Genomic DNA, 14,110 nt, shown 5'->3' on the forward strand with positions numbered 1-14,110 from the left:
TAGGCGCGCCTACGGCTGGGCTCGTGACGCAATGAAAGACCTGACCCCGGAGTTAGTGGCCCCAGAAGCGGACCTGGCCTTGCAGGGAGACGGTGCCGTTGATGTTGATGCTGCCCAGGTTGCCCGTCACCGGCGCGGTGGGGTCGGTCTGGACGCTCAGCGATTCGAAGCCGAAGTTGGTGTATTTGACGTAGCCCGGCAGGCCGATGGCGATGTAGTCGCCGTTGCCGTCGCTGCGGTTCTGCACGCCCAGGCTGACGGCAAACATGTCCACCGCGCCGCGCACATTCTTGAAGACGATGTAGCGCATCTGCCCATCGCCGTTGAATCCCAGCGACAGCCGGCTGTCGCTGACGGCGCCCACCAGCGTCGGGTCGTTCAGCACCACGTGCGCGGCGAAGCTGATGCCGTCGCCGCCGCGCACCTGCGACAGTTCCTGGTCGTCCAGCGCGCGCAGTTCGCCCGCCTGCACCGCGCCGATCCCCAGCATCAACAGGAATAAGGCCCGCTTCATCAGTATTTGAATTTGATGTCGAGGTACTGGATCTGCACCGAGCCGATGCGCGAGGAGCCCAGGTCCACCGCCGGCTGACCCGGACTGACGAAGGAGATGTTGTCGACCGCGATGCTGCCGGCCGGCGCCTGGCCGCTGCCATAGCGCGCATCGGGCCAGTCGATGCCGATGTGCAGACGCGGTCCCAGTTCGTCGGTCAGCGCATTGATCACCGCCGGCTGCGATGCCACGTTGGCGATCGCCCAGGTGCCGCCCCCCGCGCCGCCGATGTGGATACCGCTCAGTATCATTGCCTCGGTGGCGTCGTCGCGGCCGCGTGGCTGGAACGACAGCTGGCCGATGTCCAGCTTGAGCGCCGCGCCGAAAGCGATGCCGTCGTTGACCTGCGGGGTGGTGAACTGCAGGCCGCCGCCGTAGAACACCAGGTCCTTGACCGCCACGCTGCCCTGCTCGCGCACCACGCCATCGGCGCCCACGCCCCAGTCGTAGGCCATCTGCCAGCGCTGGTCGCCATTCAGGTTGGCGGGAAAGGCGATGTCGATCACGTTCGCCAGGCCCGGCGCGCCCGGCACCACGTCCAGCCGGAACGGATCGGAAAACGGCAGCGGATTGTCGCTGCGCGATGCCGCGAATTTTTCCACGTACAGGCTGGAACCCGATGGCGTGGTGTAGCTGACGCGCGCATCGCCGCTCATGGCGAAACCGTTCAGGTCGAAGCTGACGCCGTCGCGCCCGCGCACCGAGGACAGCGCCGCGTCGTTCATCGGCTCCATCGCCGACACCACTTGCGCCGCACACGCCCATGCCAGTACCGCCAGCGCGCCGCGCATCATCGTCCCTTCGGCAGGTTGGGCGGCGTGATGCCGTTGGTGCTCAGCGCCTGCAGCTTGTCGCGCCAGTTCAGCCACACGCCCGCCTGCGCGGTGTCGGCCGCCGGCTGTCCGGCCGCGGCCGGGAACTGCACCGCCGTCTTCAGCAGCGACACCCAGAAATCGCGGCTGCCGCCACTCACGTCGCCGGCCGTCACGCCGCCCAGCTGCGACAAGGTCAGACACGGCGCCGCGCACGAACCATCCCAGCGCTTGCCGCCCAAGGTGTCGGTGTGCGAGTCCAGCACGATGGCGCTACCGTCGGCCGCCTTCCCCGTCACCTTCATCGAACCGGATAACGTGGTGATCTGCAGACCGATATCGCCCTGGATCGATTCAAAGCCGAAGCGCATGCCGATCGCCTCGCGCGAGGCGCCATCGGCCGCATTGCGGTACACGAATTCGAAATAGGGATTGCTGATCTGGACCGTGCGCTGCGCGTCGGTGCCGTCGCTGCGGCCGAACTGCATCAGCCCGATGTCGAGATCGGCGCCGCTGCCGTTGCGCGCGGCGTAGCTGTATTCGCCCAGGCGCATGTTGCGCAGGTTGGCGCTGAGCGTGATGTCGGCGTCCAGCGCGACTTTGCTGAAGTCGAAGCCGTTCAGGCTGGTGTTGGTCATGCTGACCAGCCCTTGCCCGTAGGTGTTGGACAGTTCCTCTTCGCTCATCGGCTGTATCTGCGCGCACGCCGCGTGCACGCGGCACAGCAGCGCAACGCCCAGCGTCAGCCGGCGCAATATGGTGGCAATCATGGGAGTGAAGCGGCGGTCTCGGTAAGACCGCCGCCGCTCAGCCGATTAGTGAGCGAAGATCCACACGGTGGTACCGCGCATGTCGATCTGGTTCATGGCGACCGAACCGAAGGAGGCAGCGTTGTTGCCCATCTTGATGGCGTCGACCGACACGTTCAGGTAGTGGCCGTCCGCGACCACGCTCTGCGGAATCGCGATCTGCACCACGTCGCCGCCGGTGGCCGGGTTGTAGAAGGTGCCTGGATTGGTCACACCGGCGGCGCCGGCGGCCTGCAGGAACGAAGCCTTCGACAGGATGTCGATGTTGGCGGCGATCAGGCCATTGACCTTGATGCCGTTGAACGAGACCGAACCGCCGCCCAGACCGTTGGCGTCCAGCGCGTCGGTGTCGGTGTAGGTGAAGGAGTCGATCTTGATGTTCAGGTTGGCGGCGATGGATACGCCGTCCTGGCCGCTGACGGTGCTCAGCTCAGCGTCCTGAATCGGGGTCATGGCCGAAGCCGAGAAAGCCAGGGTTGCCAGGGCTGCTGCTACTGCGGTTTTGATGAATTGCATGAATCGTCTCCGTTGATTGGTGTGTTTTTTTTAAGTGCTGCGGGACCATCTTATGGCCCCGCGCTTGCTGCCGTCCATGACTGCGCAGGCCAAGCAACGTGCCTGGCGAGCCGCCGGATTAGTGCGCGAAGATCCAGACGGTGGTGCCGCGCATGTCGATCTGGTTCATGGCGACCGAGCCGAACGAGGCGGCATTGTTGCCCATCTTGATCGCGTCGACCGAGACGTTGAGGTAATGGCCGTCCGCCACCACGCTTTGCGGAATCGCGATCTGCACCACGTCGCCGCCGGTGGCCGGGTTGTAGAAGGTGCCTGGATTGGTCACGCCGGCGGCGCCGGCGGCGGCCAGGAAGGAGTTCTTCGACAGGATGTCGATGTTGGCGGCGATCAGGCCGTTGACCTTGATGCCGTTGAACGAGACCGAGCCGCCGCCCAGACCGTTGGCGTCCAGCGCGTCGGTGTCGGTGTAGACGAAGGAATCGATCTTGATGTTCAGGTTGGCGGCGATCGACACGCCGTCCTGGCCGCTGACGGTGCTCAGTTCAGCGTCCTGGATCGGGGTCATGGCCGAAGCCGAGAATGCCAGGGTTGCCAGGGCGGTTGCGATTGCGGTCTTGATGATTTGCATTTGCTATCTCCGGTTATCAGTGGTTGTTGTCTGGGATGGTCCACGCCTCTGCGATGGATCCGCCGCTCCGGTAAGAACGCCGGCGCACCGCGACCGGGGCCTGGAAAAATTAATATTTGACTATTAATTAAAATCCATCATAGGAGCTGGTCGCGGCATGGGTCCAGCTTGTTGCACTGACCGTTTAAGCCAACAACTTGGCCCTGAGAGCCATCAGAGCGAGAGCGTTGTTGCAACGATGTCGCATTGCTCATGCGCGCGAATAGCATAGCTGGCAAGCTAAAAGCTAGAGTCACATGTCTAAAAAAGAAGCTGCGGTGGCTCCAAAAACCATGCGTTAATAAATTACAAAAAAGAAAAGACGAGTTGCCGCTTAAATAAAGCACGACCGTACTAATCTACAAACAGAGGAGACAACATGCAGATCGAAACTGGCGCCCGACGCCTGTGGGCGGAGCTCACACTTTTTTCTTCCGCGCGCGAGCGCCCGCACGGGAGACGCCTCCCATGCTGATGCTGTTGCTGGGCGTAGTCGCCGCCATCATCGGCGGCGCCGGTGTCATGTCCAGACACGAACCGGTCGACCGGCCCAAGGGCCAGTACGACATTCCGCTGACGCTGACCGGCAACGGCAGCTATGTGCAGTCGGTGCAGATCGAGCCGTTCATCGAGCTCAAGTACAAACACATCGTGCGCCAGGCCTTCGACTTCAGCTGCGGCTCGGCCGCGCTGGTGACCATCCTCAACTATCACCTCGGCGTGATGGTCAACGAACAGCAGGCCATGGAAGGCATGCTGGAGAAGGGCGAGAAGGACAAGATCATCGAGCGGCGCGGCTTCTCGCTGCTCGACATGAAGCGCTACGTCGGCTCGCTCGGTCTGTCCGGCGCCGGCTTCAAGGCCGAGATCAAGGACCTGATGACCCTGGACGAACCGGCCATCGTGCCGATCGACTACGCCGGCTCCAAGCACTTCGTGGTGCTGCGCGGCATACGCGACGGCGTGGTCTACATCGCCGATCCGTCGGCCGGCAACATCGTGTTCTCGGTGGAGGAGTTCAGCCATTGGTGGGACAAGAACACGCTGTTCATCATCTCGCCCGCCAAGGGCCAGAAGCCGGTCGGCCAACTGGCCCTGAACGACCGGGAACTGGGCGCGGTCGACATGGACCGCGTCACCGGCAAGGGCCGCCAGGACGCCCTCAGCAGCACCGCCCTCCAGCTGATGCGCGCCGTGAATTCCGGTGCGGCCGGCACCTGGATGCACCGCAACTAACCCTCAGCGCAGTCACACTCACAAGGAAGCCGACATGACGTTTCGTACCATTCCCTTTGCCGTCGCCGTTGCGCTGATGGCGAGCTCCAGCTTTGCCCAGACCAGCAACACCACCCCTGCCACCGCCGACGCCGCGCGCGACGCGCTGGCCAAGAAGGAAGGCGAAGGCGACCAGAGCGCCCTGCTCAAGCAGACCCTGACCGCCGTCGACAAACAGTACACGCTGATCCGCCGCGGCGGCTTCCAGCTGACCTATGACCTCAGCTACAGCTACGTCGGCGAGGAGCGCATCGTCACCGACATCGCCAACGGCAACGCCACCCTGTTCAATATCGAGAACAACAACTCGCACACGGTGACCAACACCTTTTCGGCCGACTACGGCGTGCTGGACAACCTGACCGCCAACGTCACCCTGCCGCTGCTGTCGCGCTATGCCGACACGGCGGCGCGCAGCGGCATGTCCAACTCGATCGGCGACCTCGGCTTCGGCGCGCGCTGGCAGCCGTTCGAGGCGCGCCGCGACCAGCCCGGCCTGACCCTGACCGGCAACGTGCGGCTGCCGACCGGCCGCAGCCCGTTCAAGATCATCGCCGGCAGCGGCGAGGCCACCGGCAGCGGCGTCGGCGCCGTCACGGCCGGCCTCAACGTCAACAAGATCGTCGACCCGGTCGCGCTGTTCGGCTCGCTGAATTTCACCGCCTACACGCCGGCCAAGGACCTGTGGCAGATCAACGGCAGCCGCATCCTGACGCGCGTGCAGCCGGGCACCACCTTCGGCTTCGGCATGGGCTTCGCGTATGCGCTGTCGTATGGCATCTCGACCACGGTGTCGTTCCAGGAAGCGATCTCGGCCGGCTCCAAGCTGCGCTTTGCCGACGGCCTGGAAGCCAAGACCCACATGCAGACCTCGGGCATCCTCAACCTGGGCCTGGGCTACCGCGTCTCGCCCAAGACCACGATCAATTTTTCGGTCGGCATCGGCGTCACGCCGGACTCGCCCAACCTGGTGGTCGGCATGAACCTGCCGCTGAGCTTCTGACATGATGCGCAAGCTCGCCATCGCCACGGCGGTCGCCGGCACGCTGAGCGCGCCGGTGCACGCGGCGCTGACCGAAAACCTCACCACCAGCGTGGTCGCGATGGCGCTGGGGAACGCGGTGACGGCCGATCCGCCGGGCGTGTCGTCGATCCACTTCAACCCGGCCGGCCTGGCGCGCATGACGGGGGATAGCGAGAGCATCCACAATTTCGTGGCTTCGATCCGCACCAAGGCCAGCTTCACACCGGGACCGAATTTCGACGTCGGCGGCTGGCGCGACGATCCGCTGTCGAACACCTCGACCGGGCCGGTGCGGCAGATCATGTACATCCCCGGTTACGGCATGCCGGGCTGGCGGCTGCCGGCGGTGGCCGTTCCGGGCATCGGCATGACCTGGAACAAGGCCGGCTCGCCATGGACCTTCGGCACCGACAGCTACATGTCGCAGGCGATGAGCCTGGACCGTAGCACCGATCCCAACGATCCGGGCCAGTACCAGGGCCGGCAGTTGCAGATCCAGCGCCTGGTGTATGCCTCGCCGGCGCTGGGCTACAAGGTATCGGACACGCTGCGCGTCGGCGTGGCCGTGCCCATCGCCCACGCCGCCTTCGTGGTCGATACCAATATGCGCTTCCCCAACGAACTGCTGGGCGTATTCGGCCAGCTGCAGAAGGGCTGGTGCCCGGAAGACGGCGGCAACATCATCGACGTGTTCGGCTTCGGCGTCTGCGGCGGCGGCAAGGACGGCATGGTCAGCCCGTTCAAGAAGGCGGCCAATATGCGCGTCGAGCTGACCGCGCCGTTCGATCCGACCATCAACTTCGGCGTGCTGTGGGAACCCAGGCCGTGGTTCGCGCTGGGCGCGGTGTACCAGGGCGGCTCCAAGACCCACTACACCGGCAGCTATGTGTTCAAGACCGAACCGATGCTGCGCAACTTCGTGCGCGGCATGAACGCCAGTCTGCTGGGACCGATCGCCGGCGCGGTGCTGGGCTTCCCGTCCTCGATCCCGGCCGAGCAGAAGGGCAATATGAGCGCGACCATCCCCTTCCCCGCGCACCTGCAGCTGGGGATCAAGCTCAAGCCGGTCAAGTACGTGCAGCTGAACGTGGACGCCAGCTACGCGCGCTGGAGCGAATGGGACGCGCTGCGCTTCCAGTTCGACCAGAGCGTCAAGCTGCTGGAGGTGGCGCGGCTCTACGGCATCCCGGACTCGGGCAAGCTGGTGATCCCGCGCGGCTACAAGAGCGTGGTCAACTTCGCCTATGGCCTGCAACTGAATCCGCTTGACCGGCTGTCGATACGGCTGGGTTACGAGCCGCGCAAGACCTCGGTCCCTGCCGACAAGATCGACCTGCTGGCGCCGCTGCCCGATACCAGGCTGCTCAGCGCCGGCATCGGCTTCAAGCTCAGCAAGACGATGGACATCAACGTCACCGGCTCCTACATGACCGGCAAGTTCTACGCCCCGGCCAACAGCAGCTGCAATATGAACTGCAACACCTTCCTCAACGTGATCTACAACCCCTACGCGGGGCAGGACGTGCGCGGCGACATCCACGTCCGTTATTTCGGCTTTGAACTCAACAAGCGTTTCTGATTTTGAAGGAGCACACCATGAAAAACACAAGCGAACAAATGCGACGCGGCCTGGCGCTGCTGGTCCTGAGCGCGGCCTGTAGCGGCCTGTATGCCGCCGACACCGTACCGCCTGCCAAGAAAGAGCTGGTCGACAAGGTGCTCAAGCTGTGGAACCCGGACAGCATCGGCGAATCCATGTTGCAGGCGCCGGTCGGCAACGCCGTCAACCAGGCGCGCGCCATGCTGCAAGGGCGCGCCTCGCCGGAAAAGCGTGACGCGGCCATGAACGACATCGTCGGCGAAGCCAAGAAATTCATGACCGAAGCCGCGCCCATCACGCGTGCCAGCGCCGACAAACTGATCCAGACCAAAATCGCCCCCATGCTGGCCGAGCGCTACACCGAGGAGGAACTGAAGCAGCTGATCGCCATCCTCGAATCGCCGGTGAAACAGAAATTCGAAGGCATGCTGCCGGAAATGCAGAAGACGCTGGGCGAAGGCGTGGCGGACGACACCCGCGCGGTGATCGATCCCAAGCTGCAGGGATTGCAGGAAAAAATCGGCCTGCGCCTGCGCGCCGCGGTCACGCCATGACGTATTCATCCGCCCTGCATCTGGTGCGCGGCGTGAAATCGCGCCTGGCGCAGTCCGGCGTCCAGGCGGACGCGCTGTTCCGCCAGGCCGGCCTGGACGAAGGCGACGGCCTGGCCTGCGACGCGCTGACCCTGTCGGACAAGCTGAGCCACCTGTGGGAATTGCTGGTGCAGCAATCGGGCGACCCGACCATCGGCCTGAAGATCGCCACTCCGCACCGGCTCGGCTGGCTGGGCGTGATGGGCCACATCATGCTGGTGTCGCCGACGGTGCAAAGCTCGATCGAGCGCTGCCAAGGCCACACGCGGGTCGGCCTGGTGCTGCCCGGCGCGCGGCGCGTCGTGCCGCAACAGCGCTACGACTTCGTCTGGTGCGTGCTGCTGCGTTCGCTGCGCTGCGCCGCCGGGCGCGACGACATCGCGCCGGTGGTGGTCGAATACAGCTTCCCCGAACCAGCCAGCGCCCGGGTGTACCAAGACACCTTCGGCTGTCCGGTGCGCTTCGACATGCCGCACAACGTGATGGAATTTTCCGATACGGATTTGGTGTCGGCGCTGCCGGCCAACCCGCCGCTGCTCGATGGCGGCGGCGAAAAAGTGCTGGCCTCGCTGGCGGCGGCGCAACCGCCGACCTTCAGCGCCAAGGTGCAAACGCTATTGGCCAGCCTGCTGCCGAAAGGCCCGCCGCACCGCGACGACGTTGCCGCGCAGATGATGATGAGCGAACGCACGCTGCAGCGCCGCCTGGCCGAAGAAGGCACCAGCTTCACCAACCTGGTCGACGACACCCGGCGCGAACTGGCGCGGCAATCGCTGAGCGCGGGCGAACTGTCGCTGAAAATGCTGAGTTTCCAGCTGGGTTTCTCCGAGCCGAGCGCGTTCTACCGGGCCTGCAAGCGCTGGTTCGGCATGGCGCCGTCGGACATCCAGCACCTGGCCAGCAAGCCGAAAGACAACGAGTAAAACACAATGGGATGGCTCATGAATAACCAACACAAATCCATGCTGGGTCAGCTGCTGATACGTCAGAAGCTGATCACCGAAGAACAACTGGCGGCGGCGATCGAACTGCAGCGCAAGACCGGTCAGCGGCTGGGCGACATCTTCGCCGAGCTGGAACTGATCACGCAAGAGCACATCGACAGCGCCCTGCGCAAGCAGCGGCGCCTGCGGATAGCGGCAGCGATCGCCGCCTCGCTGCTGGCGCCGCTGGAAACCTACGCCGCCACCGCCTTGCCGGCCGCCGCGCTGAGCAGCAGCGCCCCGGTCACCCTGGGCCGCGAGCAAGAGCGCGCATTGCAGGCGCTGACCGAAGAGGAGCTGGGCGACACCTCGGCGCAGGGCCTGAGCGACGACCTGATCAACGCGGTAAAGCAGGCCAAAGGCAACGGCGTGGCCGTGATCGGCGAAATGGGCAAGCTGCTGAATCCGGTGCTAGGCTTCCTGGAAGCGGACACCAGCATGAAAAACGTCGTCTACGACCCGGGCAAGGCCGTCGCGACGATCAACAAGGACGGCTCCCTGACACTGAGCCTGCCATCGTCGATAGGCGAAATCGCCTTCAACAACATCCATGTGCGCGGCACCGAAGGCAGCAGCTTCGGCAGCATCTCCATCAAAGGCATCGACCTGAGCGGCACCACCATCACGCTCGGTGTCCGGTAAGTCGGAGTTTATTTGTTGCGCGGGACGGCGAAGGCGTCGCCGGCTTTCCACTCGGGCAGCTGGGGGTCGTTGGCGATCAGACGGCCCAGGTTCAGGGTGTATTGCGCCATCTGCACCATGCCGGACAAGTCCCAGCTCGGGTCGTATTCGTCGCTGGCCTGGTGGTAGCGCGTGCGATAGGCGGCGGCCTTGGCTTTCGCGCCTTCCGGGTCCTTGATGTAGTCGCGGCCCGATTCGATCGAGAACGCCGGTACGCCCCTCTTGGCGAAGTTGAAGTGGTCGCTGCGGAAATAGCCGCCGCCCAGGTCGGGCTTGGCTTCCGCGATCTTCATGCCCATCGCTTTGGCGGTGGTTTCGGCCATTTTGCCCAGCTCGGTACGCTCGCTGCCCTGGGTGCCGATGTCGCGCGTGGCGCCGACGAAGTTCAGGCTGTCCAGGTTGAGGTTGGCTGCGGTCTTCGCCAGCGGCCACAGCGGCGATGCGGCGTAGGCTGCGCTGCCCAGCAGGCCTTGTTCTTCGGCCGCCACCCACAGGAACATCTGGCTGCGCTTGGCCGGGTGCCGCTGCGCTTCGGCCGCCATCGCCAGCAACGCGGCGGCGCCGGAGGCATTGTCCACGGCGCCGTTGAAGATGGTATCGGCCTTGGCCTCGCCGTCACGCGGCTGTATGCCCAGGTGGTCCCAGTGCGCGCTGTAGATTACCACTTCGCTTTTCAGCTTCGGATCGGTGCCCGGCACCACGGCTGCGACGTTGAATTGTTCGACCTTGCGCACGGCTGCGTTCATGTCGCCATGCAGTCTGGCGCCCAGCGGCACCGGTTTGAAGTCTTTTTTCTCGGCGGCGGCGCGCAGCGTGTCCAGGTCCTGGCCGGCGGCGGCAAACAAGGCGCGCGCGGTGTCTTCGGTGATCCAGCCCTGCAGCTGCGTGCCCAGCGTGCCGGCCGCCAGCTGGAAGCGTTCGACGCCCGACCAGCTGTTCTGGATCACGCTCCAGCCGTACGATGCGCTCGGCGTGGTGTGGATCAGCAGCACGCCGGCCGCACCCTGGCGCTGCGCTTCTTCGAATTTGTAGGTCCAGCGGCCGTAATAGGTCAGGCCCTTGCCGTTGAAGCGGTTGGGCTGCTGCGCCGTCGGCTGCGGGTCGTTGACCATCATGACCAGGATTTTGCCCTTCAGGTCCATGCCCTTGTAGTCGTTCCACTGTTCGTCCGGTGCGGTGATGCCGTAGCCGACGAACACCAGGTCGGTGTTGAAGCTGTGCGCCGCCATCGCGTCGCCCGGGGCGAACACCCAGTCCTTGCCGAAGGCGATGTCCAGCACCTTGCCGCCCGCTTCCAGTTTCAGCGTGCTGTCGGCCGGCTGCGTTTTGACGCCCGCGATCTGCACCGGTTGACGGAAGCTGCCGCCGTTACCAGGCTGCAGCCCCAGCGCCATCGCCTGTGCTTCCAGGTAGGCGACGGTCAGGTCGCCGCCACGCTGGCCGGTGCCGCGGCCTTCGAGCAGGTCGCTGGCCAGGAATTGCAGGTGCGCGCGCAGCGGCGCTTCCTGCACGCTGGCGGTCTTGCCGCCATCTGGCTGGGCGTGGACGGGGATTGCCAGCGCAAGGCTCATGGCCAGTGCGGAGGCGACGAAGGATGGCGTCATTTTTTGCATGATGTCCTGTGTCGTGATGTGGATGCGTTTTTCGCGCGCACATTGTATGCGATTTGCCGCACCCACTGGCTGCCGCCGGTTGCGCAGCGCAGCATGAACGCCAGGCGTTAAAATGACGACATGACGCCACGTATTCCCTACATCGGCCGCTTCGCGCCCTCGCCCACCGGTCCTCTGCATATCGGCTCGCTGGTCGCCGCCATGGCCAGTTATCTCGACGCCAAGGTCCACCACGGCCAGTGGCTGGTGCGCATCGAGGATGTGGATGTCGGCCGCAACGTGGCCGGCGCCGATGAGCATATCCTCGCCTCGCTGCAGCGCTGCGGCATGCATTGGGATGGCGAAGTCACGTGGCAGACCCAACGCTATGCGCTGTACCGGCAGGCGGTCGCGCAGTTGGGTGAGCTGGCCTATCCCTGCGCCTGCTCGCGCAAGGAAATCGCTTCCCCGATTTATCCCGGCACCTGCCGCAACGGCCTGGCGCCCGGCAAGCAGGGACGCGCGCTGCGCCTGAAGGTGCCGCAAACGCCGCACTGCGTGCTGTCGTTCGAGGACCGCTGGTTCGGTCACTACCAGCAGGACATCACCGCCGATGTCGGCGACTACGTGATCCTGCGCGCCGACGGTTATTGGGCCTACCAATTGGCGGTGGTGGTGGACGACGGCGCGCAAGGCATCACCGATATCGTGCGCGGCGCCGATCTGCTGGATTCGACGCCGCGCCAGCTGTATCTGCAGCAGGCGCTGGGGCTGCCGCAACCAAGCTATCTGCACGTGCCGGTGGTGGTGAACGAAGCCGGCGACAAACTGTCCAAACAAACGGGGGCGCAAGCCTTCGACCGTGGCGGCGATCCGCAACGGCTGCTGCGCGACGCCATGCTGCCGGCCGCGCGCTTCCTTGGTCTTGACGTGCACGCCGACAGTATCGACGCTTTCTGGCGCAAGGCGATTCCTGCCTGGGCGCAACTGCTGCAAACCCTGCCGCGTTCAGCCTAAGCCGTGCGCTGCCGATCACCGCTTTTCTCTACACTACGCAGATGGAAGTCGAACTCAAACTTTTGCTGGCGCCGGAAGATAATGACAGGCTGCTCAAGCATCCCCTGATCGGCGGCGAGGGACGCACGCAGCGGCTGGCCGCGCGCTACTTCGATACGCCCGACCTGCACTTGCTGCGTCACGGTGCTGGCCTGCGCGTGCGCAAGGTTGACGGCGAGTGGATACAGACCATGAAGGCCGGCGGCAGCGTGCAAAGCGGCTTGCACAGCCGCAACGAATGGGAGTGTCCGATCGACCGCTCGTGGCCGCGCCTGGGCAAGCTGCGCAAGCTGGTCGGCGACGATGCGCCATGGCGCGCCATGCTCGATGCGCGCGACCTCAAGGAACGCCTGGAACCGCTGTTCCTGGTGGATGTCACGCGCCAGCTGTGGGATCTGGAGGTCGATGGCAGCCATATCGAAGTGGCGCTCGATCACGGCCACATCGAACGCCATGGCAAGCGCGTGGCCATCAACGAACTCGAACTGGAACTGAAGGAAGGCCAGCCGGCCAGCCTGTACGCCTTCGCGCTGCATCTGCTGGAAGACATCCCTCTGCGCATCAGCAACGTCAACAAGGCGCAGCGCGGCTACATGCTGGTGCGCGAAGTGGGCGTCGCCCCCTGCCGCGCGCAATCGCTGGACTTGCCCCACGACGCCAGCATCGGCGACGCGCAGCTGGCGATACTGGGCAACTGCCTGCAGCATATCCAGAACAACGAGACCGCCGTCATCGAAGGAACCGATCCGGAAACGCTGCACCAGATGCGCGTCGGCGTGCGCCGCCTGCGCTCCGCGCTGAAGCTGTTCGACGCGGTGGCGCCCTGCCCACCCGGTCTGGCCGAAGATGTCCAGTGGCTGGGCGATCAACTGGGCGCGGCGCGCGATTGGGACGTGCTGGTGACATCAACCCTGCCGCGCGCCGACGTCAGCGCCGCCGGCGGCAATGCGCTGATGGATCTGCAGGCGCTGGTGCTGGAAACCTCGCACGCCAAACGCCGCCTGGCAGCGGAAGCCCTGCTGTCTACGCGCTATACGAAACTGATGCTGACACTCGGCTCATGGATGCTGCAGACCGCACCGCTGCTGAGCGGTTCGGCCGCCAGCTTCTCGCGTCAGACGCTGCAGCAGCTGCACGGGAAAATGCTGAAACGCGCCAAGCGCATGAACGACGACGATCCGGTCAGCGCGCACCGTACCCGCATCGCCGCCAAGCGTGCCCGCTACGCGCTGGAGTTCTTCCATGCGCTGTACCGGCCGAAAAGTGTACGGGCCTATCTGAAAAACCTGTCCGCCACCCAGGACGAACTGGGGCGGCATAACGATCTGGTGATGGCCGCGCGCATGCTGCAGGCACTGGCGCGGGAACACCCGCAAGCAGCCGGCGAAATCCAGTTCGCGCGCGGCTATCTGCTGGCCAGGGAAAGCGCACAGCCGGCCGATCTGGACGCCATCCGCGGCCGCCTGCACCACCTGCGCCTGCCGCACGCCAGCCGTTAGTCAACCGTTCGTCAACCGTTCGTCAGCCGCTTAACAGCGGTCAGCGGCGCGCCTGCTTCGCGGTCACGGTCCAGGTCAGCGTGCCCTTGCATTTCGCCTGCTGCACGGCAGCCAATGTATCGTCGGCCTCGGTGCTGGCCTGGGCATATTCCTTGGAACCGGTCAGCTTGAAGTGCAGCGCCGGCGTGGCCGAATTGGCCGTCTTGGACAACGTCGCCTGGAAACCGCGGTCGTTCAGGATCTTGCGGCAATCCTCCATGCCGTTCGATTCCGTGCCGACGATGTCGATGGTGAAGATCCAGCTTTCGGTATAGCCGCGCGCCGCGCGTGCCGGCTCCGGCAGCATCAACTCCGACGGCAGGATGGCGGCGCCGGCGCTCGCGGCCAGCATGGAAGCGCTCAGCAGCAGCGCGCGCACAAATGGACGAACCATGGAGATTCCTTCAAATC

Annotated in this window: 15 protein-coding genes; 8 read left to right on the forward strand and 7 right to left on the reverse strand. The window is 64.9% G+C overall.

The window, feature by feature from the left end:
• Positions 1 to 52: 52 nt before the first annotated feature.
• The 5 genes from E4L98_RS04495 to E4L98_RS04515 all read right to left on the reverse strand — a co-directional run bounded on the left by E4L98_RS04495 (position 53) and on the right by E4L98_RS04515 (position 3,318).
• Positions 53 to 514, reverse strand: coding sequence for a hypothetical protein (locus E4L98_RS04495; protein WP_135200378.1), 462 nt, complete (start codon positions 512 to 514; stop codon positions 53 to 55).
• Entirely contained in the window at positions 514 to 1,347 is an 834-nt protein-coding gene (locus tag E4L98_RS04500) for a DUF6160 family protein (protein ID WP_135200379.1), read from the reverse strand. The genes E4L98_RS04495 and E4L98_RS04500 overlap by 1 nt, the downstream gene beginning before the upstream one ends.
• Positions 1,344 to 2,135 (reverse strand): hypothetical protein, encoded by a 792-nt coding sequence (locus tag E4L98_RS04505; protein ID WP_229257245.1) that lies wholly within the window; start codon positions 2,133 to 2,135, stop codon positions 1,344 to 1,346. Before E4L98_RS04505 ends, E4L98_RS04500 begins: the two co-directional genes overlap by 4 nt.
• Positions 2,136 to 2,180: 45 nt before the next feature.
• On the reverse strand, positions 2,181 to 2,690 hold the full coding sequence (locus E4L98_RS04510) for a DUF6160 family protein (protein ID WP_135200380.1): 510 nt from the start codon (positions 2,688 to 2,690) through the stop codon (positions 2,181 to 2,183).
• Positions 2,691 to 2,808: 118 nt separating this feature from the next.
• Entirely contained in the window at positions 2,809 to 3,318 is a 510-nt protein-coding gene (locus E4L98_RS04515; protein ID WP_135200381.1) for a DUF6160 family protein, read from the reverse strand.
• A gap of 507 nt (positions 3,319 to 3,825) precedes the next feature.
• Here E4L98_RS04515 and E4L98_RS04520 point away from each other — a divergent pair.
• Genes E4L98_RS04520 through E4L98_RS04545 form a run of 6 tightly spaced genes read left to right on the forward strand, consistent with a single transcriptional unit; the run spans position 3,826 to position 9,474 of the window.
• Positions 3,826 to 4,593, forward strand: coding sequence for a C39 family peptidase (locus E4L98_RS04520; protein WP_135200382.1), 768 nt, complete (start codon positions 3,826 to 3,828; stop codon positions 4,591 to 4,593).
• A gap of 34 nt (positions 4,594 to 4,627) precedes the next feature.
• The gene (locus E4L98_RS04525) at positions 4,628 to 5,635 is read left to right on the forward strand and encodes a transporter (RefSeq protein ID WP_135200383.1); all 1,008 of its coding nucleotides are present in this window, start codon (positions 4,628 to 4,630) and stop codon (positions 5,633 to 5,635) included.
• Position 5,636: 1 nt separating this feature from the next.
• Entirely contained in the window at positions 5,637 to 7,235 is a 1,599-nt protein-coding gene (locus E4L98_RS04530; RefSeq protein WP_135200384.1) for an OmpP1/FadL family transporter, read from the forward strand.
• 17 nt (positions 7,236 to 7,252) lie between these two features.
• Entirely contained in the window at positions 7,253 to 7,810 is a 558-nt protein-coding gene (locus E4L98_RS04535; RefSeq protein ID WP_135200385.1) for a DUF2059 domain-containing protein, read from the forward strand.
• Complete coding sequence (locus E4L98_RS04540) at positions 7,807 to 8,772, forward strand: AraC family transcriptional regulator (protein ID WP_135200386.1); 966 nt, start codon at positions 7,807 to 7,809, stop codon at positions 8,770 to 8,772. The genes E4L98_RS04535 and E4L98_RS04540 overlap by 4 nt, the downstream gene beginning before the upstream one ends.
• An 18-nt stretch (positions 8,773 to 8,790) precedes the next feature.
• Positions 8,791 to 9,474, forward strand: coding sequence for a cyclic di-GMP-binding domain-containing protein, MshE-related (locus tag E4L98_RS04545; protein ID WP_229257247.1), 684 nt, complete (start codon positions 8,791 to 8,793; stop codon positions 9,472 to 9,474).
• An 8-nt stretch (positions 9,475 to 9,482) separates the two neighbouring features.
• On the opposite strand, the gene E4L98_RS04550 is transcribed toward E4L98_RS04545, so the two are convergent.
• Positions 9,483 to 11,126, reverse strand: a complete 1,644-nt coding sequence (locus tag E4L98_RS04550; RefSeq protein ID WP_135200388.1) for a M28 family peptidase — start codon at positions 11,124 to 11,126, stop codon at positions 9,483 to 9,485.
• 120 nt (positions 11,127 to 11,246) lie between these two features.
• Here E4L98_RS04550 and gluQRS point away from each other — a divergent pair, with 120 nt between their 5' ends.
• The gene (gene gluQRS, locus E4L98_RS04555; RefSeq protein ID WP_135200389.1) at positions 11,247 to 12,122 is read left to right on the forward strand and encodes a tRNA glutamyl-Q(34) synthetase GluQRS; all 876 of its coding nucleotides are present in this window, start codon (positions 11,247 to 11,249) and stop codon (positions 12,120 to 12,122) included.
• A 41-nt stretch (positions 12,123 to 12,163) separates the two neighbouring features.
• Entirely contained in the window at positions 12,164 to 13,660 is a 1,497-nt protein-coding gene (locus E4L98_RS04560; RefSeq protein ID WP_135200390.1) for a CYTH and CHAD domain-containing protein, read from the forward strand.
• Between the two features lie 40 nt (positions 13,661 to 13,700).
• On the opposite strand, the gene E4L98_RS04565 is transcribed toward E4L98_RS04560, so the two are convergent.
• The gene (locus E4L98_RS04565; protein WP_135200391.1) at positions 13,701 to 14,093 is read right to left on the reverse strand and encodes a hypothetical protein; all 393 of its coding nucleotides are present in this window, start codon (positions 14,091 to 14,093) and stop codon (positions 13,701 to 13,703) included.
• Positions 14,094 to 14,110 lie beyond the last annotated feature (17 nt).

This window comes from Duganella callida (assembly GCF_004614165.1).
In the GTDB taxonomy this organism is placed as follows: Bacteria; Pseudomonadota; Gammaproteobacteria; order Burkholderiales; family Burkholderiaceae_D; genus Rugamonas; species Rugamonas callida.

Bases quoted from the DNA above. Each gene is read 5' to 3' on its own strand.
- E4L98_RS04495 (WP_135200378.1), bottom strand. From the start codon at position 514: ATGAAGCGGGCCTTATTCCTGTTGATGCTGGGGATCGGCGCGGTGCAG.
- E4L98_RS04500 (WP_135200379.1), bottom strand. From the start codon at position 1,347: ATGATGCGCGGCGCGCTGGCGGTACTGGCATGGGCGTGTGCGGCGCAA.
- E4L98_RS04505 (WP_229257245.1), bottom strand. From the start codon at position 2,135: ATGATTGCCACCATATTGCGCCGGCTGACGCTGGGCGTTGCGCTGCTG.
- E4L98_RS04510 (WP_135200380.1), bottom strand. From the start codon at position 2,690: ATGCAATTCATCAAAACCGCAGTAGCAGCAGCCCTGGCAACCCTGGCT.
- E4L98_RS04515 (WP_135200381.1), bottom strand. From the start codon at position 3,318: ATGCAAATCATCAAGACCGCAATCGCAACCGCCCTGGCAACCCTGGCA.
- E4L98_RS04520 (WP_135200382.1), top strand. From the start codon at position 3,826: ATGCTGATGCTGTTGCTGGGCGTAGTCGCCGCCATCATCGGCGGCGCC.
- E4L98_RS04525 (WP_135200383.1), top strand. From the start codon at position 4,628: ATGACGTTTCGTACCATTCCCTTTGCCGTCGCCGTTGCGCTGATGGCG.
- E4L98_RS04530 (WP_135200384.1), top strand. From the start codon at position 5,637: ATGATGCGCAAGCTCGCCATCGCCACGGCGGTCGCCGGCACGCTGAGC.
- E4L98_RS04535 (WP_135200385.1), top strand. From the start codon at position 7,253: ATGAAAAACACAAGCGAACAAATGCGACGCGGCCTGGCGCTGCTGGTC.
- E4L98_RS04540 (WP_135200386.1), top strand. From the start codon at position 7,807: ATGACGTATTCATCCGCCCTGCATCTGGTGCGCGGCGTGAAATCGCGC.
- E4L98_RS04545 (WP_229257247.1), top strand. From the start codon at position 8,791: ATGAATAACCAACACAAATCCATGCTGGGTCAGCTGCTGATACGTCAG.
- E4L98_RS04550 (WP_135200388.1), bottom strand. From the start codon at position 11,126: ATGCAAAAAATGACGCCATCCTTCGTCGCCTCCGCACTGGCCATGAGC.
- gluQRS (WP_135200389.1), top strand. From the start codon at position 11,247: ATGACGCCACGTATTCCCTACATCGGCCGCTTCGCGCCCTCGCCCACC.
- E4L98_RS04560 (WP_135200390.1), top strand. From the start codon at position 12,164: ATGGAAGTCGAACTCAAACTTTTGCTGGCGCCGGAAGATAATGACAGG.
- E4L98_RS04565 (WP_135200391.1), bottom strand. From the start codon at position 14,093: ATGGTTCGTCCATTTGTGCGCGCGCTGCTGCTGAGCGCTTCCATGCTG.